Origin of the sequence: Plantibacter sp. MCCC 1A11337, from assembly GCF_013349365.1 — a bacterium.
GTDB lineage: Bacteria > Actinomycetota > Actinomycetes > Actinomycetales > Microbacteriaceae > Plantibacter > Plantibacter flavus_A.
Genome location: NZ_JABJWX010000001.1, coordinates 1,190,723 through 1,211,503, shown reverse-complemented (window position 1 = coordinate 1,211,503; position 20,781 = coordinate 1,190,723). Strand labels below are relative to the sequence as shown.

Genomic DNA, 20,781 nt, shown 5'->3' with positions numbered 1-20,781 from the left:
GATACATTGCTCGACGTCACAACTTTTGACGAGCTTCGCATTGGTCTGGCCACCGCAGACGACATCCGTGCCTGGTCGCACGGAGAGGTCAAGAAGCCCGAGACCATCAACTACCGCACCCTCAAGCCCGAGAAGGACGGTCTGTTCGGTGAGCAGATCTTCGGTCCTTCCCGCGACTGGGAGTGCGCCTGCGGCAAGTACAAGCGCGTCCGCTTCAAGGGCATCGTGTGCGAGCGCTGCGGTGTCGAGGTCACGAAGTCGTCGGTGCGCCGTGAGCGCATGGGCCACATCGAACTCGCCGCCCCGGTCACGCACATCTGGTACTTCAAGGGTGTCCCCTCGCGCCTCGGCTACCTGCTGGACATGGCGCCCAAGGACCTCGAGAAGGTCATCTACTTCGCGGCCTACATGGTCATCGATGTGGACGAGGACGCACGTCACCAGGACATGCCCGGCCTTGAGAACGAGCTCCGTCTCGAGATCAAGACCCTCGGCGACCAGCGCGACTCGCGCATCGCAGACCGCCTGAAGAAGCTCGAGGACGACCTCGTCGCCCTCGAGGAGGAAGGCGCCAAGAGCGAGCAGAAGCGTCGCACCAAGGACGCCGCCGAGAAGGAGATGAGCCAGACCCGCAAGTCCTACGACGAGCAGATCGCTCACCTCGAGCGCGTCTGGGAGGACTTCCGCAACCTCAAGGTCGGCGACCTCAAGCCCGAGGACTCCGTGTTCCACGAGCTGCAGGACCGCTTCGGCCTGTACTTCGAGGCCTACATGGGTGCCGAGGCGGTCAAGAAGCGCCTGCTGTCCTTCGACCTCGCGGCCGAGTCCGAGCTGCTCCACCACCAGATCGCGGAGGGCAAGGGTCAGAAGAAGATCCGCGCCATCAAGCGTCTGCGCGTGGTCAACTCGTTCCTCATCACCGGCAACTCGCCGGCGGCGATGGTCCTCGACGTGGTCCCGGTCATCCCGCCGGAGCTCCGCCCGATGGTGCAGCTCGACGGTGGCCGCTTCGCGACCTCCGACCTCAACGACCTCTACCGTCGTGTGATCAACCGCAACAACCGTCTGCGTCGTCTGCTCGACCTCGGGGCTCCCGAGATCATCGTCAACAACGAGAAGCGGATGCTGCAGGAGGCCGTCGACGCACTGTTCGACAACGGTCGTCGTGGTCGCCCCGTCACCGGTACCGGCAACCGTGCCCTGAAGTCCCTCAGCGACATGCTGAAGGGGAAGCAGGGTCGATTCCGCCAGAACCTGCTCGGCAAGCGCGTCGACTACTCGGGCCGTTCGGTCATCATCGTCGGCCCGCAGCTGAAGCTGCACCAGTGTGGTCTGCCCAAGCAGATGGCGCTGGAGCTCTTCAAGCCGTTCGTCATCAAGCGCCTGATCGACCTGAGCCACGCTCAGAACATCAAGGCCGCGAAGCGCATGGTCGAGCGCAGCCGTCCCGAGGTCTGGGACGTGCTGGAGGAGATCATCCGCGAGCGTCCCGTGCTGCTGAACCGTGCGCCAACGCTGCACCGTCTCGGCATCCAGGCGTTCGAGCCTCAGCTCGTCGAGGGCAAGGCCATCCAGCTGCACCCGCTCGTCTGCGCCGCGTTCAACGCGGACTTCGACGGCGACCAGATGGCTGTCCACCTCCCGCTCTCCGTCGAGGCCCAGGCCGAGGCGCGCATCCTGATGCTCGCGTCGAACAACATCCTGAAGCCGTCCGACGGCCGTCCGGTCACCCTGCCCACGCAGGACATGATCATCGGTCTCCACCACCTGACCACCCTCAAGGAGGGTGTCGAGGGTGAGGGCCGTGCCTTCTCGTCCGTCGCCGAGGCCATCCTCGCGAAGGACCAGGGCTCGCTCGACCTCAACGCCAAGGTGCGCATCCGTCTGACCGACGTGACGTTCGCCGAGGGCACGGGTCCCGAGGGCTACGAGGGCTCGGGTGTCGCACTCGTCGAGACGACCCTCGGTCGCGCACTCTTCAACGAGGCGCTGCCGGCGGACTACCCCTACGTGGAAGACGTGGCGGACAAGGGCAAGCTGTCCTCGATCGTCAACGACCTCGCGGAGCGGTACCCGAAGACGGTCGTCGCGGCCACGCTCGACAACATCAAGGACGCCGGTTTCCACTGGGCGACGCGTTCCGGTGTGACCGTTGCGCTCAGCGACGTCCTGACCCCGCCGAACAAGCGCGAGATCGTGCAGGGCTACGAGAAGCAGGCCGCCAAGGTCCAGAGCCAGTTCGACAAGGGTCTGACCACGGATGCCGAGCGTCGTCAGGAGCTCATCAAGATCTGGACGGAGGCCACCGAGAAGGTCGCCGAGGCCATGCGCGCGAACTTCCCGGCGGACAACACCATCAACCGCATGGTGTCGTCGGGTGCTCGTGGTAACTGGCTGCAGATCCGCAACATCGCGGGTATGCGAGGCCTGGTGAACAACCCGAAGGGTGAGATCATCCCTCGCCCGATCATCTCCTCCTACCGTGAGGGCCTGTCGGTCGCGGAGTACTTCATCGCGACCCACGGTGCTCGTAAGGGTCTGGCCGACACGGCGCTCCGTACCGCCGACTCGGGATACCTCACGCGTCGTCTCGTCGACGTCTCGCAGGATGTCATCATCCGCGAAGACGACTGCGGCACGACCAAGGGTCTCGAGCTCGCGATCGCGAACGTCGACAGCTCCGGTGAGCTCGTGCGCGACCCGAACGTGGAGAACTCCGTGTTCGCCCGTTCGCTGGCCGCTGCTGCGGTGGGCCCGAAGGGTGAGGTCGTCGCCGAGGCCGGCGAGGACGTCGGTGACGTGCTCATCGACAAGCTCGTCTCCGCGGGTGTCGAGAACATCAAGGTGCGCTCGGTCCTGACCTGCGAGTCGACCGTCGGTGTGTGTGCAGCCTGCTACGGCCGCTCGCTCGCCACGGGCAAGCTCGTCGACATCGGCGAGGCCGTCGGCATCATCGCGGCCCAGTCGATCGGTGAGCCCGGTACCCAGCTGACGATGCGTACCTTCCACACGGGTGGTTCGGCATCGGCGGACGACATCACGCAGGGTCTGCCCCGCGTGCAGGAGCTGTTCGAGGCTCGTACCCCCAAGGGTGCGACCCCGATCGCCGAGGCCGCCGGTCGCATCACGATCGACGAGAACGACAAGGCTCGTAAGGTCATCCTGACGCCCGACAACGGCGACGAGCCAGTCGTCTACCCGGTGCTGAAGCGCGCGGTCCTCCTCGTCGAGGACGGACAGCACGTCGAGCTCGGTCAGAAGATCCACGTCGGTGCGGTCGACCCCAAGGAGGTGCTGCGCGTGCAGGGCGTCCGCGAGGTCCAGAAGCACCTCGTCGGTGGCGTCCAGGGCGTGTACCGCTCGCAGGGTGTCCCGATCCACGACAAGCACATCGAGGTCATCGTGCGCCAGATGCTGCGGAAGGTGACCGTGGTCGACCACGGCGACACCGACCTGCTGCCCGGCGAGCTCGTCGACCGCCTGCGCTACGCCGAGCTCAACCGCTCGGCCGTGTCGGAGGGTCGTCGCACCGCATCGGCTCGCCAGGAGGTCATGGGTATCACCAAGGCGTCCCTCGCGACCGAGTCGTGGCTGTCGGCCGCTTCCTTCCAGGAGACCACGCGTGTCCTCACGCAGGCCGCCATGGAAGGCAAGAGCGACCCGCTGGTCGGCCTCAAGGAGAACGTCATCATCGGTAAGCTCATCCCGGCCGGTACCGGCCTGGCGCGCTACCGCAACGTGACGGTCGAGGCCACCGAGGAGGCGAAGGCGGAGCGTTACCCGAACCGCATCTTCGGTGAGGACGGCGCGTTCAACGAGTCCGACCTGAGCTTCGTCGACTTCGACAGCTTCAGCTCCGACGACTTCACCCCCGGTAACTACAACTAGGGCTGAACGACTCACCCGGAGGGCCCGTCCCGATCGTTTCTCGATCGGGACGGGCCCTCCGTCGTTCGTTCGCCCATTCCTGGGCGAACAAGCGCTCGTTCGCCCAGGAATGGGCGAACGAATCGAGTACCGGTGAGTTGTGTGGCGGGTCTCCGCACGACATGCTGGTCCGATGAGTGATCAGCCCGAGCAGCCCACCGGCCAGTTCCAGCCGCTGGAGCCGGACGCGACTCCGGCGCAGCCAGACGTCCGCTACGGTGCTCCGGCACCCCGGCGGAAGCGCAATCGCGTGGTCATCGGTTTGAGCGTGCTCGCCGGTGTGCTGGCGATCGCGCTCGTCGTGGTCATCGGGCTCCTGGTCGTCGGCCCGGGCGGTACCCCTGCCGCCGACTCGACCCGTACACCGAGTGCGACGGCGACCGCCGGCTCCTCTCCTGCTCCGACCGCGACGGACGCCGCCGAGACGCCCGCGGCGCCGGTGCGTCCGACCGAGTGCACGCAACTCTTCCCCGCCGGCTACATCGAGTCGCTGACGGCGGACGGCTTCCTCGAGTTGAATCCCGCCTGGTCGCAGCCGCTGTTGTCCGAGAGTTTCGGGTCGAACGACGAGGCCTTGGTGGCCTTGCTCACCCCGACGGACCGACTCACGTGTGACCTCACGAAGGCGAGCGGTGCCGGTGAAGTCTTCATTCTCACGAACGTGGCCCAGGTGGAGGGGGACGTCCAAGCGGCGGCGGAGGCCAGGATGTCCGAAGCCGGGTTCACCTGTTCCGAGGAGACCGGCGGGACGATGTGCTTCACGGAACGCGCGGACCCCTCAGGGAACACCGTCGGTGAGCGCCATTTCCTGCGTGACGGTACCTGGGTGGCCACCCGCTGGGCGAATGTCGCCATCACGGGGTGGACGCAGACCATCGTCTCGACGCTGTTCCCCGCCTGACAGGTCCTCCCGTTCGCAACTCAGGACGCGCGCGGTGTGTCCCGCTCACGAGGCGGTGAGTCGGGTCGGCGCGCCGGCGCTGCCCTGAGTTGTGAACCGGGCGGGACCAGCTAGGCGATGCTCCAGTAGTACACGGAGGCGCCGGGGTGGATGACGGTGATCGCCTCGTCCACGGTGCGGTAGTCGGTGTCGTCGGTGTGTCCCGCGTAGTACACCTGGGTGCCGGCGTCGGTGGTCTCGACCTTCGATACGATGCCCGTGTGGTCGCGGTCCCCGCTGTTGTCCCAGTCGAACTGCACGATGTCGCCGACCTTCACCTGGTCGCGCTGCGTGTCGTCCAAGGCGGTGGCGAGCTCGGGGTGCTCTTCGACGTAGTTCTTGAAGAACGTCGAGCTGACCCAGGCCTTCGAGAAGTCGAAGTCGTCGCCGGTCCCCTCGGCCCACCAGTCCTCGTCCATCGTCCACCCGCGTTCCAGCAGACTCTGGCTGGCGAAGTTCGCGCAGTCGGTGTCGACCAGGGAGCCGTATTCAGCCAGGTTGTAGTCGTTCCAGTGCGTGAACACGTAGGCCATCTGCGCGTCGACGGGGCTCGTGATGTCGTAGCTGTAGCTCAGTGCATCACCGTCGACCCGGAGATCGTCCGCGTAGACGGCGATGCCGACGTCGGCGGGGGAGAAGCGGGTGGCTGCCGGCACGGCGACGGTCACCTCGGTGCTCGTCGCCGACAGGATCCGGGCTTCCTCCTCGCCGAACACGACGCGGGTCACGCCGTCCACGTCGACACCGCTCACGGTCAGGGTGCTCCCGCCTGCGACGGATCCGGTCGTGGCGGAGATCGCGGTGACCGCCGTGGCGTTGACCGTGGAGGCCGGGACCGTGGACGTCGTCCCGCCCAGAGCTTGCGCGGCCGGCTCGGATCCGGTCGCGTCGGAGTGCTGCAGCGCGATCGGGGTGATCACCGCGGTGGCGAGGAGGAGGGCGGCTCCGGCAGCGGCGCCGGCGACCACGCGTCGCCCGCGCAGGGGGAGGGCGCGGTAGCGCGCGGAGAGCCGGCCGAACGGGGAACGGGCGTCGGCGTGACGGGCATGGGGGAGGTGCTCGGGCATGGGGCCTTTCCTGGGGATGCGCCGTGGGGGATCGGCGTCGCGGGATCGGCTGTGATCCGACAGCTGGCTGTTCGAGCTCCCACTCAACCGCACGGAGCTGAGGGGACCGTTTCCTCCGGATATGAATCGGACCTGAATCGGGTCGACGGGAGTGAGCGAGTCCCGGCGAGGTTGCCGGGCATCCGCGTCCCGGCTTGCTACCGTGGCGAGCGGAGCGCCGTGAGGGCGCTCCTGAACTGGCTTCCGCCGAAGGAGTACGCGATGAGCACCCAGAACCCCGAGCCCGGATCGCCCACCGACCCGAGCACTCCGGCGGCTGCCCAGACCGCGTCTGGCTCCGCGCGTCCCACGGCCGCGGCCGAACAGCCCGTGGCCGAGCGGGACATCCTCTCCGAGGACACCGTGCAGCAGGACACCATCACCACGGCGGACGGCGTCGGGGCGGACCCGGTCGTCGACGACCGCCGGGTCGCAGACCGCGCCGACACGGCCTCGGACGCCGGGGTGCGCGAGACGCGTCCCTACCAGCCGCACACGCCGCAGCGTGCGTACTCGAACATCGACTTCGACGACGACGACACCGCCGGTACCCCGACCTCGACCACCCGACAGGCCGACACCGGTGCCCACCCGTACCCCGCGGCAGCCTACGAGCCGGTCGCCCGCTCCGGCGCGACCGCCACCGCCGCGGAGACCGAGCAGCAGCAGGCCTTCCCGCTGTACGTCCAGGCACCGTCCGAGCCGGAGGTCCGCGGCAACCGCGGCTTCGGCATCCTCATCGGTCTCCTCGGCACCATCATCTTCGCCGGCCTCTACGCGGCGGCTGTCGCGGGCCTCCAGCTGGTGCTGGAAGGCGACGGCACGTTCGTCGAGAACCTCATCCAGATCGCCACCAGCTGGCCGTTCCTCATGGCCGCCGCAGGCTTCTTCCTGGCCTGGGTCGTCACCGCGACCATCGTGAACCGTTCCGGCTGGGTGCACTGGGTGCTCGGCGGCTTCATCATCGGCCTGGTCGTCTTCCTCGCGTGGGTCGGCGGGTTCCTGATCCAGGAGCGCGCGTGGACGCTCAGCATCGACGAGATCCTCGCCGAGGTCACCGGTGTCGCCTTCACCTTCGGGCCGGTCCTCGCCTTCGTCGTCGCCCGTGAGATCCCCGTCTGGCTCGGTGGTTGGATCGCGGCACGCGGACGCAAGGTGCGCGAGGCGAACATCGAGGCCCGCGCCGAGTACGAGCGCGTCCTCGAAGCCGGACCGACGACCGCCCGCTGAGCATGACCGGTGACGCGGACGGAGCACGTGGCCCCTGGTGGGTCGCCCCGTTCGCAGCGGTCACCTACGTGGCGCTCGTCGTCTGCGTCTTCGGGTTCATCAGCCTGCTGGCGGACCTCGACGTCGTGGCCGACCGGGACGCCGGCCCGCTGACCGGTCCGCTCATGGTCGTGGTCGCCACGATCGTGGTCCTCTGGGCGATCATCCGTGAGACGCGCCGCACACCGCTGCGCGTCTCGGTCGGCTCCGCGGTCCTCGCGGGGCTCCTCGCCTGGCTCGCCTACGGGGTGAGCGGCGGCGTGTTCGACGCGATCGCCAGCCGGGACGGAGCGGACGCCGCCGCCTTCGCGGTGACGACGCTGACCGGACCGTTCTCGGTCACCGTGGGTGTGCTCGCGCTCGTCATCGTCCTCGCGGCCGCCGCTGTCGCGACGTCGTCGACCGGGCGGCGCCCGACCCCGCGCTGGCCCTGGGAGCACGACGCGCGGTGAGCCGATGCGACGTCCACCCGGGGCCGCTCGCGAGGTGCGCCGCCCGTCCCTCCCCACGAGGGCGACGGCGTAGGCGATAATCGATCCGTTGCCGTCGTCGGCCGACGGCGCTTGGGGAGGAACCACCGATGAGATCACCCGACCTGACCGACACCGGTCTGGATCTCGACCTCGCGGGGACCGCCGACGACGTCGTCGCCCTCGTCCAACGTGCGGTCGCCGCCTCCGGTGAGGATGCTCAGCAGACCAGGCACTACGTCGCGATCGACGGTGGGACGAGCGCGGACATCCGGTTGCGGGTCGTCTCGGTCGACGACCCCGCGCCACTGCTCGCGTTCGCGATCACGACCGCCCCGTCCGCGCGCGGTACGGCGGCGGCGACCTTCATCATGCAGCACGGCGTCCAGAAGCGCCGGCGTCAGCGCTCGTTGCTCGGACAGGAGCCGTTCCTGAGCTTCCTGCGCGCGCTCGCCGAGCTGGTCTCGGAGTCCGATCCCGGCGCGTCAGCCACCCTGCGCGTGCACGGCACGCGCACCGAGCTCGCTCCGCGTCCGGCGGAAGCACCGACCAGCGCCGACGCTGGGCCTGCGGCGACACTCGCGAACATGCCCGTCATGGGCGGAGCGGTCTCCGCGGGTTGGTCTCAGACGGTGACCGACGCGTCGACCCCGTCCCCTGCCACGGCTCCCGACGTCGCGATCCCGAGGGATGCCGATCCGGCGCCGGCCTCCGACACACCGGCAGCCGAGCCTCCGGCCCCCGAACCCGCCGTTCCCGAGGCACCGGTGATCGGGGTCCCGACTCCCGCCACAGGGGCTCCCGAACCACAGTCGACCCCGTCGAGTTCCGCGCCGGTGCCGTCGCCGGTCGTCGTCGAGCCACCGACTCCTGCAGCACCGCTCCGTGAGCCGCAGGCAGCGCCCGCCCAGACGCGCGCTCCGGCCGCGTCGACGTCCTCCGTCCCGCCCGAGCTGCAGATCACCGTTCCCCCGGGTCTGATCGCCGGCGCTCCGATCGCACCGGAAGCGCCCGACGCGCCCGCCGGTGCCTCAACGCGCGCCACCGAGCAGGCGCCGGTCCATGCCGACCTCGGCGCGACGGTCGTCTCCGCATCGCTGCGAGCGGGGGACTTCGCGCTCGAGCTGCCCGACGGCGAGCGCATCCCGCTCCGCGGGCCGATCCTGCTCGGACGCAACCCTGCGGCGCGGCCCGAACAGCCCGACGCCGAGCTGCGCTCGCTCGTCGACCCGCGCATGTCCGTCTCGAAGACGCACACGGTCGTCGTACCCGGACGACGGTCGCTCCGCGTGACGGACCTGCACTCCACGAACGGCACGACGATCACGGACGCGTCCGGCGCGGTCACCGTCTGCCAGCCGGGCGAGGCCTACGTCGCGGAAGCCGGGTCGACCATCGGGATCGGCGAGTTCCCGATCCGCGTCGTCGTCGGCTGACGGGCCTCCGGGGCATGGGGAGTGCTCCCCATCGTCGTCACCCGCGCTCTCGGTTACGCTGAACGACGTACCCGCTGAGGAGCCATCGGCGGGCGGCGCAGGTCCACTGCGCCGGTGTCACGAAGGGGAATGATGAGCGAGCAACCACTCGTCGTCGACGGGGACCAGATCCTGGCCGTCGCCGCACCACTGACACCCAGCGGGTCCGGCCTGCCGCAGAACGTCCCGCTCGACTTCTCCGGCAGCTGCAGCAGCACGGTGACCGCCGCGGCGGAGAGCTTCGCGATGTACATCTCCGTGCACGTGGCCCTCGCCGGCGGAGCGATGGTCGAGGCCGGTCGCGCGGCGAGCGACATCGTGACCGCCTGGGAGCAGACCGACGCACAACTGAACCCGGGAGGAGAGGGCTGATGGCCAACTGGACTGCTGACGATCCGGGGCGGATCGACTCTGGCGCGCTCGGCACCACTGCGACGACCATCCAGACGACCGAGACGAGTCTGACCGAGGCACGCACGGTCGCGGTCACCGCTCAGGGTGGCATCTCAGACGCCATCTGGAGCGGCGACGCCGCGACCGCCTGGGTGTCCTCCCTCTCGACCCCCATCGGCAAGATCGACGCGATCACCCCGGCGATGGCTGCGGTGCGCGACGCGATCGCCACGTACACGACCACGGTCGACGACATCAAGACCCGTGCGACGAGCTACACCGAGATGATCTTCCAGGCCAACATCTCCGCCAACCAGACCTATCTCGACCCGATGGGTGGGCCGACGCCCGAGCAGCAGATGCAGCGCGACCAGGTCCACCAGGCGGCCGTCGCCGATCGGCAGAGCGCGCAGCGCCTCCTCGACGCCCTGTCGGAAGAGCGCCAGGCCGCCGACGATGCGCTCGCGTCGGCGCTGTCTTCACCGGGTGGTGACAACTGGGACCGGCAGCAGGCCGCCCTCGCGGCCATCGGCATCACCTCCGCATCCGACCTCACCCCGTCCGCCGTCGCCCGCGGCATGGCGGAGATGGCGGCCGAACTCGGGAACGGCACGTTCGAGACCGATCTCGCGGCACAGCTGCAGTCGCTGTACGCGCTCTACGGCAACGACCCGTCCGTCATGGCGCAGATGAATCTGGCGCTCGGCGGCGAGGACCTCATCTCGCTCATCAGCCGGATCGATGACGCCGGTGCGAACGGATGGATGACCCCGGCAGCGGCGCTGCTCCTTGCCCAGTCCGTCCGCGGTGGTCTGTCCGTCGGATCCCAGCGTTGGACTGACGCGGTCGGCCAGAACTTCGCGCAGGAGCTCTACGACGGTTCCGCGTCCGTTCATGGCACGGAGAGCTGGACGAGCCTGGCGTTCCTGTTCGGCGACGAACAGGACAACCCGATCGGAGAGACGACGACGGTCGGTCTCGCGAACATCGCCGACGAGATGGAGCGCGGTCTGCCCGGCGCGCACGAGGGCATGTACGGACCCGCACAGGGCGTCATGGGCCCCGGCGGCTTCCTCAGCCTCGCCGAGGCGGAGCAGGCCGGCTACGACGTCAACCGCCTGGGCGACTGGACCTCGCGGGTCTTCAGCACGCTGGGTGAGTACCCCGAGGCCGCCATGGACTGGCTGACCTCGACGGAGCAGGACCCGTACCGCGACGCGCCGCTGTACCCGGACGAGCCCTACGAGAGCAATGAGCTCGGCGCGAACCGTCTCGAGTACTGGTTCGGTCGCCGGGACTCTGGACTCGACGGATTCGAAGGCGTCCTCGCCCTGTGGGCTGGAGCCGAGTCGATCCCCGGAGGCCCCGCCGACCCTGCTGGTGCGGACCCGGATGCGTACACGCGTGTCGCCACGCTCTCACACGATGTCATCGAGCGCCTCGTCGGCAACCCCCGTGACGCGGAGGTCGGTGAGTACGTGCCCGGGAACGACGCGTTCGACGGCAATTCCATCTCCGACCTCGGTGCGGTCAAGCTCGTCGAAGCGTTGTCCTATCAGTTCCCCGGTCTGATCGAGCGTCCCATCGCGGGCGAGCCCATCGGGATCGAGGGCGAGGACATGCCGAGCACGAACCCCTCCTCGATGTTCGGCATCGACGGACTCGACGAGTTCGACTACGCGAACCTGTCGAAGGAGGCGCTGGCGAAGGTGTTCGGTGTCGCAGGCCAGAACGACGCCGGAGCCGCAGCCCTCGACACCGTCGTCGCCCACTATCAGGAGACGTTGAGCGCGACCGTGCAGACGGGGCTGTCCGACCCGGGTGAGGCGTCGAAGCGCATCATGGCGCTGCAGGGCCTCCTCGACGGGTCGACGGACGGTGTGGCCCTGGATGCAGCGGCGGATCGTGATGCCGCAGTCGAGAGTGCGCTCGGGCTGGTCGAGACGGGCGTCGGCTTCCTCCCCATCCCCGGACTGGACAAGCTCGTCGGCGTGACCGGCGATGCTGTCATCGATCACCTGGTAAGCAGCGGATCAGGGTACGTGACCGGTCAGCTCGTCGGGGCGGCCAAGGACGTCGGGCTGTCGACATGGGGCGCGGCCGAACAACAACTCCTCAACCAGCAGGGCGAGCTCGAGATCCCTCGAGAACGCGCGGCGGCGGTCACGCTCGGTCTGTTCCTCTATGACACGTTGCAGCCGGCCGGCATGCCGGATCCCTCCACCATGGATCCTGAGGAGCAGTTCGCTTGGGCCTCGGATCCCGACACCATGGACGCGTTCGACGAGCTGCTGTCTCATCGGGACATCGAAGAACTGCAGGGCGACTACTCGAATGCTTATGCAGCGTTCAACGCACATGGCCAGCGGTAGTCGTCTTGGCGGTGTCGCCCTGCTCGCGGCGCTCCTCATGTCCTTGACCGCCTGTACGCCTCCGCCACAGCAGCCACAGCCGTATCCCGACGTGCGGTGGGACGGTGGAGCCCCGACTGAATTCGCAGACTCGGAATGGGTGATGGCCGTCCGTGCTTCGCTCGAGGCACAGGCGGTCGCCCGAAATCGCAACGACTTCACGATCAAGCAGCTCGTGGACACGACCGGGCCGGATCTTCGTGATCGACTGTCAGCATCAGCGGTCCGTACCGTGAGCGCCGGCGAGGTGACTCGTCTCCTGCCAGGTCCCTGGCCATTCACCCCGGTGGTCGTCGATGCGGACGGATCCGGGAAGGCGGAGGTCACGGGCTGCCTGGCGACAAAGTGGGCGAACGACGCTGGAACACCGCCACCGTCGTTCGGAGCGGTCGGGATCACCTACCGCCTCGAACAAGCAAGCGGATCGATCCGTGTCATGTCGACCGCCGGCGCCGATCTGGACTGCTCGCAGACCGAGTTGCCGGTCGGGGTGTTCGATCCGGCGCCGACGCCGAGCGGCGTCACCTCGATCGACGACATCGTCAGGGCAGAACCGGACGCTCGCTAGGCTGATCGGGGTCGCGCCGAGCGACCCGCACTTCCAAGGGGATCCTGCATGCGCATCAAGCTGACGTTGACCAGGCCGTCGGGCTCGTCCGCCGACATCGTCGTGACGACGGACGCGGCGGCGAGCATCGCGGAGGTCGCGTCGACCATCGCGCGCGTCGACCCGCAGGGGCCCGACTCCGCGAACGCCGACTTCACGCTGCACGCCCGCCTTCCCGGCTCGACCGAGACCCTCCCGCTCCCGCCGGAGGCCCCGATCGGCGAGGCGTGGGTCGGTTCGGGTGCCGTCATCGAGCTCGCCGACGCGGGCGTCTACTACTCCGCGGCGCGCACCGGTCAGGCGCCGGCCGTCGCGGTGGTGCGGGTCCTCTCCGGCGATGACGCCGGCCGTGAGTTCACCCTGCCGGCCGGCAGCTGGACCATCGGTCGCGAGGCGAGCTGCGACATCGTCCTCGACGACCCGCTCGTCTCGAAGCGGCACGCGCGGCTCGAGGTCGGTGGCGAGATCGAACTCGTCGACCTCGGCGCGGCCAACGGTATCGTCGTCGACGGCGGCATCGTGCCCCGACTCAAGGTCATCGAACCCGAGCGCGTGCTCATCGGCGACACCGAGGTCGAGATCGGGTTCGCCGGGACCGTCGGCCGTGCGGGCGTCGTCCCGAAGGCCGGGCCCGTGTACTTCAACCGCTCGCCGCGCGTCGAACAGCGCTACGCGGGGGAGACCTTCCCCGCCCCCGAGCCGCCGACCGAGCGCGAGAACCAGCCGTTCCCGCTCCTCGGCATGCTGACGCCGATGCTCCTCGGCGGCGCGATGTACTTCTTCACGAAGAACCCGCTGTCGCTCATCTTCATCGCCATGACGCCGCTCATGCTCATCGGCAACTACTTCACCGGTCGCGGGCGCAACAAGCGCAAGCTCAAGCAGCAGATCAAGATCTTCGACGAGCGGCTCGAGTCCCTCGGCAAGCAGCTCGCGGCCGAGCGGGAGATCGAGCACGACGTCCGCATGCGCGAGGCACCGTCCACCTCGGAGGCGCTCAAGCACGCGCTCACGCGTGGGCCACTGCTGTGGACCAGGCGCCCCGAGCACTGGTCCTTCCTGAACCTCCGGCTCGGTGTCGGCACGATGCCGTCGAGGAACGAGGTCTCGGCGAAGGCTCGTGACAGCTTCCTGCCGGAGTTCCAGGAACGGCTCGAGAAGCTCAAAGACCAGTACGCGACCGTCGCCGACGTCCCCATCATCGACAACCTCTACGACGCGGGCGCGCTCGGCATCGCCGGTTCACCGCAGACCGCCGGGGGAGCGGTGAACGGCATCCTCGTGCAGCTCACCGCCCTCCACTCGCCGGCCGAGGTCGTCGTCTCGGCGATCGTCTCGCCCGCGTGGTCGAACGCCCTCTCCTGGGTCAAGTGGCTCCCGCACGCGTCGTCCCCGAACAGCCCGCTCGACGTCGGCCACCTCGCCGACAGCGTGTCGAGCGGCAACCTGCTGCTGGCCGCGATCGAGGAACTCGTCCAGACCCGCCTGCAGGCGGCCAGGGCCGGTGACGCCCGACGCGGAGCCATCTCCGAGAAGCAGGCCGCCCAGGAGCGCGGCGCGGAGATCGGGACCAAGAGCTCCAACGACACCGGCACGAAGTCCCCGATCCCCGCGATCGTCCTGCTCATCTCCGACGACGTCGGCGTCGACCGCGCACGCCTCGTCCAGCTCGCCGAGATCGCGGCGGACGCGGGCGTCTTCCCGATCTGGATCGCCGACGACGTCGTCTCGCTGCCGGCCGCCTGCCGCACCTTCCTGCAGGTCCCGGAGGCCGGTGCCGGCGTCGACGCACCGGCGACGGTCGGCATGGTCCGCCTCGGCTACTCCGTCGACGACGCCCGCCCGGAGTTCGTCGACCCCGTGACGGCCCTCGACTACGCCAGGCGCATGGCGTCCGTGATCGACGCCGGTGCCCTCGTCGAGGACTCGAGCGACCTCCCGCGGTCGGTGTCGATGGTGACGCTGCTCGGGCCGGAGCTCACGACCTCGAGCGACGCCGTGGTCGACCGCTGGCGGCAGAACTCCTCGATCCACGACCGCACGCCCGGGCTCCCGCCGAAGCCCCGCCGGGCGGGCCAGCTGCGCGCGACCGTCGGATCGGGCGGTGTCGACGCCATGCACCTCGACCTCCGATCCCAGGGCCCGCACGCCCTCGTCGGCGGGACGACGGGTGCCGGTAAGAGCGAGTTCCTGCAGGCCTGGGTGCTCGGGATGGCGGCCGAGTACAGCCCCGACCGCGTCTCGTTCCTCTTCGTCGATTACAAGGGCGGCTCGGCCTTCGCGGACTGCGTGACGCTCCCGCACTGCGTCGGACTCGTCACCGACCTCAGCCCGCACCTCGTCCGGCGGGCGCTCACGAGCCTCCGCGCCGAGTTGCACTTCCGCGAGCACCTGCTCAACCGGAAGAAGGCCAAGGACCTCCTCGAGCTCGAGAAGCGCGGCGACCCGGATTCGCCGCCCGCCCTCGTCCTCGTCATCGACGAGTTCGCGGCGCTCGTCGGCGAGGTCCCGGAGTTCGTCGACGGCGTCGTCGACATCGCCCAGCGCGGTCGCTCCCTCGGGATCCACCTCATCATGGCGACCCAGCGGCCCGCCGGTGTCATCAAGGACAACCTGCGCGCCAACACCAACCTCCGTGTTGCACTGCGCATGGCCGACGAGTCCGACAGCCAGGACGTGGTCGGCGTCAAGGACGCGGCGCACTTCGACCCGGGCGTGCCTGGGCGTGGCATCGCGAAGACCGGCCCCGGCCGCCTGAGCATCTTCCAGTCGGGCTACGCGGGCGGTTGGACGAGCGACGAGCCCAAGCGCTCCGACATCGAGGTCCGAGAGCTCCGGTTCGGCGGCGAGACGCGTTGGGAGGAGCCCCGCGCGGCCGACGCCGAGGAGGAGCGCGACCTCGGCCCCACCGACCAGCAGCGGCTCGTCGCGAGCATCATCGCCGCAGCCGACCGTGCGTCCATCCCGGCGCCGCGACGACCCTGGCTCGACGAGCTCGCGCCCGTCTACGACCTCAGCAAGCTCCGTCAGCGGTCCGACGCCGAACTCCTCATCGGTGTCGCCGACCTCCCGGACTCGCAGGAGCAGCGTCCGGTCTACTTCCGGCCGGACGTCGACGGCCACATCGCCGTGTTCGGCACCGGTGGCTCGGGCAAGAGCACCGTCCTGCGGACCCTCGCGACGGCGGCCGGCATCACGCCGCGTGGCGGTCCGGTCGAGGTGTACGGCCTCGACTTCGGCGCGGGCAGCCTCCGCATGCTCGAGGCCTTGCCGCACGTCGGCTCGATCATCCCCGGCGACGACCAGGAGCGCGTCATCCGACTGCTCCGCCGGATCAAGGAGATCGTCGACGAGCGCAGCGTCCGGTACGCCGAAGCGAACGCGTCCTCGATCACCGACTACCGCCGCGTCTCGGGTCGCAACGACGAGCGCCGCATCCTCCTGCTCGTCGACGGCTTCCAGTCCTTCCGGCAGGAGTACGAGACGACGCTCGGCCTGTCCTCCTGGTACACGCTGTTCCAGCAGCTCATCACCGACGGCCGGCAGCTCGGTGTGAACATCGCGTTCTCGGCCGACCGCCCGGGCTCCGTCCCGACGAACATCAGCTCCGGTGTGCAGCGACGCGTGGTGCTGCGCCTCGCCGACGAGACCGGCTACCAGCTCCTCGGGGTGCCGAAGGACATCCTCGGCCCCGAGTCGCCCGCCGGCCGGGCGATCGTCGACGGACTCGAGGTCCAGGTCGCGATCCTCGGTGGTTCGCCGGTGCTGTCGGACCAGTCGGTCGCGACGGTCCGGCTCGCGGAGGCCATGTCCCGCGCGGGAGCCACGATCACGGCCCCGCCGATCGGCGCACTGCCGAAGGAGATCGAGGCGCGCGAACTGCCCGAGCGGGTCGGCGACCGCCCCGTACTCGGCATCGGCGACGCCGACCTCGCACCGATCGGCTTCGACCCGACCGGCGCGTTCCTCGTCGGCGGCCCTCCCGGCAGCGGTCGGACGAACGCCGTCGCATCCCTGGTCGGCGCCATGCGACGCTTCGATCCGGCGACGCGCTTCGTCTACTTCGGCTCCAAGCGCTCGGAACTGCTGCGGGAGCTGCGCTTCGACGAGTCGGCCGTCACCCCCGAGACGATCGCCGAGCAGGCGAAGGCGCTGTCCGCGGCGATCGCGGCCGAGACGGTGACCGGCCGGACGGTCGTCGTCATCGAGACGCTGTCGGACTACCTCAACGGCATCGCCGACCCGCCGCTCGTGGAGCTCATCAAGGCCATCAAGCGCAGCGACCACCTCGTGATCGCCGAGAACGAGGTGTCGGGCTGGTCGTCGTCCTGGCCGCTCATGGGTGAGATCAAGAGCGCCAGGCGGGGCATCCTGCTGCAGCCGGAGCAGATGGAGGGCGATCTCGTCCTCCGGACGACCTTCCCCCGGCTCGCACGCAAGGACTTCCCGCAGGGGCGCGGAATGTACGCGAACCGCGGTGCGCTGTCGCGCGTGCAGCTGCCGATCGCGCCCGAGTTCCCCGTCGCCTGAGCGGCGTCGTCCCCGGATGGGGACTGTATGGGGAGTGCTCCCCATGTGCTCCCGCGAGGCGTTGTGGTTACATGATGAAGGCACCGACGGTGCCGGTGACCACAACGAAGGAGCAAGACTCATGGCCAACATCAACGTCAACTACAGCGAGATCAAGCAGGCCGCCGTCAACCTGACGACGGGTAAGGGCGAGGTCGAGACCACGCTCAACCGCCTCCAGACCCTCATCAACAACCTCGTGTCCTCCGGGTTCCAGACCGACACCGCGTCCGGCACCTTCAACGAGACCTACACGGCCTTCACGCAGAGCGCGACGGTCACGATCCAGCACCTCGACAAGCTGTCGGGCTACCTCAACAACGCTGTGACCACGCTCGAGCAGACCGACGCAGCGCTCGCTGCCGGCGCCGGCCAGTAGTCACCACCGTCGGCTTCGCTCTGCGCGCCCTCCCGACCACGTGTCGGTGAGGGCGCGCGGTTTTTCCGGCGAAGGCGACCCACGGCGACAGCGAGGCAGCATCACCCGACGAGGAGCGAGCAGTGTACGGCGACACCCAACAGATCCGCCTCCGCGCGACGGAGCTCCGAACCCTCGCGACCGAGGTCCGTGGCCGTGCCGGAGACCTCCGCTCGGCGGCCGAGCTCGCGTGGACCTCCACCGCGGCGGAGACCTTCATCGAGCAGCTCGGCACCCGGGCGGTCTCGCTCGAGAACTCGGCGACGCAGCTCGACGACGCCGCCGACAAACTCGACGCGCACGCGACCGCCGTCGAACACGTGAAGCAGCTCATCGAGGACGCCGCGCGCTGGGTGGGCGACCGCTGGAACGACGCGGTGAACCTCGTCTCCGGTGCGGTCGAGACCGTGAAGGACGGTGCCGCGAAGGTGTTCGAGTTCTTCGGCCAGGAGGTTCCGGACTTCCTCGTGCACCAGGCCGAGGACATCGTCGCCTCCACGCCATCGCTGCCGACACCCGGTGACCGCAGCTGGTTGGACCTTGCAGACCTCTACCGCAGCCGAGGATGGACCCCCTGATGCCCATGACCCGTACCCGCCCGGCTCCGGCCGCGGCAGCCTTCCTGCTGACCGCCGACGAACTCCACGTCCTGGAGCACCGCACCCCGCACATCGTGCTGCCACCCGCCTTCCACACCGAATGGGGTTCGGAGGTGTCACCCGCCGACGTCCGTGAGCGCGAGCAGCGAGCCGTCGCGCGGCTCCGGGAGCGGCGACTCCTCGCCCGCGGCGACGACAGCCTCCCGGACGACCTCACCGCCGACGTCGATCCCGATTTCGCCGCCTTCCTGTCGATGCCGCAGTTCGCGACGGCGGCCGTCGACGCCTCCTGCTGGACCCTCGACCGGACGGCGATCCAGTCCGTCTCCGTGATCGGCGCGCACGCCCTGGCGCTGTTGCGGACGCAGCGGGTCGACCACTCGGACGCGTCCGTCGCCGAGCACGGCACGGCCGCGCGCGACGAGGACGCCGTCGAGATCCGCGCCTTCGACACCGCCGGGCTGGCCCAGCAACTCCTGCGGCCCCTCTCCGCGCTCCACGACGTCCCCGACGCGCGGGGTCGTTCGACCGACGTGGTCGTCCTCCCGCTCGCGGACGCCGAGGCACTCGTCCTCGCGCTCCGCCAGGACCGACCGGACGTCGTCGGCGCGGTCGTCGAACAGCTCCACAGCCCGCAGGCCGCGGTGCTCCTCGGCGGTGTCGCGCGGCGGATCGACGGCGGCTTCCGGCTCGACGCACTCTCCCGGAGCGGGGAGCCCATGAGACGGTGGACGGACACGTGGCTCCGTGGTGCCGACGGCTGGGTCGCCGTGTCGGTCGACACCCCGGACATCGATTCGGTAGGCATGGACCCGTCCGCCGTCGCCGAGGGGACCCGGGTCTCGATCCGGGCGGTCCGTCGCGCGGACATCGTCGCCGAGGTGTTGGCGATCGCCGCGACCATCCAGGGAGCACGGGCATGAGCGGCATCACGGTCTCCGGTGGAGCCGGCGGCGTCGGCGCGAGGCTCGACGACATGCGACTGCAGGCGCAGCAACTCGCCGCGTTGTCGACCGAGCTGATCGGGCGTTCGGGCACGGCCGCTGCGAAGGCGGTCGACGGCGACCTGCTCGAGTCCATGATCCTGTCCCCGTTGACGGGGGCGGCCGCGGAAGGCGCCATCGTCCTCGCCTCCGGTTCCCTGCTCCTCGTGGCGACCGAGACCGGCGTCTCCGCCGTCTTCCTCGAGGGCGCCGTGGTCGCCTACGAGACCGCCGACCAGCTGATCGCCGCGGCGACCGTAGCCCTCCACAACGGGGTTGCCTTCGTCATCGGCGTCCTCGCGGTGCCGGTCGGCCTCGTCGCAGCGGCGGGCGTGGCGGTGGTGGGCGGGGCGTGGATGCTCACCGTGGCAGGCGTCAACATCGTCGTCGAGGGTGTCGACTCGCTCGTCGAGGGCGCCCAGCAGACGCTGGACCAGATCGGCGACAACCCCTGGCTGCTGCTGTCGCCGGCCGGCGTCGCGGGACTGTTCACCGCCAACTCGATCGCCGCCTACTCACCGCAGGAGGTCATCGATCGGACCGCCGCGACGTATGCGGACGCACTCGCGAGACTGCAGGAACTCGCTCCGATCGCAGCTCAGGCGGCCAACGAATGGTTGGGCGACAACGCGTGGATCGAGGACATCCTCACGGACGGCGCCCCAGGCCTGCTGGCCGGCCTCACCTTCCTCCCCGGGCTGTTGCCCGGCTTCAACGGACTCATGTCGGTCGTCACCGGCCAGGGCTGGCCGCCGCTCACCTATGAGCAGGCGATCGACGCCATCGCCACCGGTGGCGGCCGGTTCGGCCTCTTCGACGACGGCCAGGGCGGCCTCGCCATGGATCCCGACGACCCCTCACAGCCACTCGCCGTGCCTCGGGACCGAACCGTCACCGACCTCGGCGACCTCCTGCAGGGTTCGGCGGACATCGACAAGGGTGAGGAGGAGCTCAGCAACATCCGCGTGATCCAGTCGGCCGGACCGCCGCCGAGCTGGATCGTGCAGATCCCGAGCACGCAGGTCTGGGATCCGCACGGTGGCGCGATCTCGAACGACCTCACCTCGGACATCGCCGCCATGCAGGGTGAACAGACGGCGCTCGGCCAGGCGGTGAGGGACGCGATGGCCGCCGCCGGCATTTCGCCGACAGACCCGGTGATGCTCGAGGGCTTCAGCCTCGGCGGGATCACGGCCGGGTCGCTGGCTTCGGACCCGGACTTCGGATACAACGTCACGCACGTCGTCACGGCGGGCTCGCCGATCGCACGCTTCGACATCCCCGATGACGTGCAGGTCCTCTCGATGGAGTTCAACGAGGATCCGGTCGCCCGGCTCGACGGACAGGGGAACCCGGACTCGGCCAACTGGACGACGGTCCAGGGTGACGCCCCGAGACTGGGCGGCGTCAACCCGGAACAGCAGGATCCGGGGATCGCGAGTGCCCACAACGCGCAGCGGTACGAGATGATGGCCGACCAGACGTCGTCGTCGGGAGACCCGAGCGTCGACGCCTACCTGGACTCGGCGAGCGGCTTCTTCAGCGGTGATCAACAGGTGACCGACTACAGTCCTACGCGGAGATGATCGAGCGCGGCCCGACACCGGGTCGCCC

Annotated in this window: 14 protein-coding genes; 13 read left to right on the top strand and 1 reads right to left on the bottom strand. The window is 69.4% G+C overall.

The window, feature by feature from the left end; all coding sequences use genetic code 11:
* Positions 1-6: 6 nt before the first annotated feature.
* Both HOW07_RS05620 and HOW07_RS05615 read left to right on the top strand, forming a co-directional pair.
* A complete protein-coding gene (locus HOW07_RS05620) occupies positions 7-3,888 on the top strand; it encodes a DNA-directed RNA polymerase subunit beta' (protein WP_064296730.1) in 3,882 nt (1,293 codons plus the stop codon).
* Positions 3,889-4,060: 172 nt separating this feature from the next.
* The gene (locus HOW07_RS05615) at positions 4,061-4,828 is read left to right on the top strand and encodes a hypothetical protein (RefSeq protein WP_175116284.1); all 768 of its coding nucleotides are present in this window, start codon (positions 4,061-4,063) and stop codon (positions 4,826-4,828) included.
* A gap of 110 nt (positions 4,829-4,938) precedes the next feature.
* On the opposite strand, the gene HOW07_RS05610 is transcribed toward HOW07_RS05615, so the two are convergent.
* Positions 4,939-5,934: an amidase domain-containing protein gene (locus HOW07_RS05610; RefSeq protein WP_175116283.1), complete on the bottom strand. Its 996-nt coding sequence runs from the start codon at positions 5,932-5,934 to the stop codon at positions 4,939-4,941.
* Positions 5,935-6,195: 261 nt separating this feature from the next.
* Here HOW07_RS05610 and HOW07_RS05605 point away from each other — a divergent pair, with 261 nt between their 5' ends.
* The 11 genes from HOW07_RS05605 to HOW07_RS05555 all read left to right on the top strand — a co-directional run bounded on the left by HOW07_RS05605 (position 6,196) and on the right by HOW07_RS05555 (position 20,753).
* Positions 6,196-7,203, top strand: coding sequence for a hypothetical protein (locus HOW07_RS05605; RefSeq protein ID WP_175116282.1), 1,008 nt, complete (start codon positions 6,196-6,198; stop codon positions 7,201-7,203).
* A gap of 2 nt (positions 7,204-7,205) precedes the next feature.
* Complete coding sequence (locus tag HOW07_RS05600) at positions 7,206-7,694, top strand: DUF6121 family protein (RefSeq protein WP_175116281.1); 489 nt, start codon at positions 7,206-7,208, stop codon at positions 7,692-7,694.
* A 128-nt stretch (positions 7,695-7,822) separates the two neighbouring features.
* Positions 7,823-9,148 (top strand): hypothetical protein, encoded by a 1,326-nt coding sequence (locus HOW07_RS05595; RefSeq protein WP_175116280.1) that lies wholly within the window; start codon positions 7,823-7,825, stop codon positions 9,146-9,148.
* A 132-nt stretch (positions 9,149-9,280) separates the two neighbouring features.
* Positions 9,281-9,559, top strand: coding sequence for a hypothetical protein (locus HOW07_RS05590; RefSeq protein ID WP_139205334.1), 279 nt, complete (start codon positions 9,281-9,283; stop codon positions 9,557-9,559).
* On the top strand, positions 9,559-11,952 hold the full coding sequence (locus tag HOW07_RS05585) for a hypothetical protein (RefSeq protein ID WP_064296723.1): 2,394 nt from the start codon (positions 9,559-9,561) through the stop codon (positions 11,950-11,952). The genes HOW07_RS05590 and HOW07_RS05585 overlap by 1 nt, the downstream gene beginning before the upstream one ends.
* 142 nt (positions 11,953-12,094) lie before the next feature.
* A complete protein-coding gene (locus HOW07_RS05580) occupies positions 12,095-12,559 on the top strand; it encodes a hypothetical protein (protein WP_071259543.1) in 465 nt (154 codons plus the stop codon).
* 48 nt (positions 12,560-12,607) lie between these two features.
* Positions 12,608-17,128, top strand: coding sequence for an FtsK/SpoIIIE domain-containing protein (locus tag HOW07_RS05575; RefSeq protein ID WP_064296721.1), 4,521 nt, complete (start codon positions 12,608-12,610; stop codon positions 17,126-17,128).
* A gap of 121 nt (positions 17,129-17,249) precedes the next feature.
* Positions 17,250-17,546, top strand: a complete 297-nt coding sequence (locus HOW07_RS05570; protein ID WP_056008215.1) for a WXG100 family type VII secretion target — start codon at positions 17,250-17,252, stop codon at positions 17,544-17,546.
* Between the two features lie 122 nt (positions 17,547-17,668).
* Complete coding sequence (locus HOW07_RS05565) at positions 17,669-18,163, top strand: hypothetical protein (RefSeq protein WP_175116279.1); 495 nt, start codon at positions 17,669-17,671, stop codon at positions 18,161-18,163.
* The gene (locus HOW07_RS05560; RefSeq protein WP_175116278.1) at positions 18,163-19,107 is read left to right on the top strand and encodes a hypothetical protein; all 945 of its coding nucleotides are present in this window, start codon (positions 18,163-18,165) and stop codon (positions 19,105-19,107) included. The genes HOW07_RS05565 and HOW07_RS05560 overlap by 1 nt, the downstream gene beginning before the upstream one ends.
* Complete coding sequence (locus HOW07_RS05555; protein ID WP_175116277.1) at positions 19,104-20,753, top strand: hypothetical protein; 1,650 nt, start codon at positions 19,104-19,106, stop codon at positions 20,751-20,753. The genes HOW07_RS05560 and HOW07_RS05555 overlap by 4 nt, the downstream gene beginning before the upstream one ends.
* Positions 20,754-20,781: the final 28 nt, after the last annotated feature.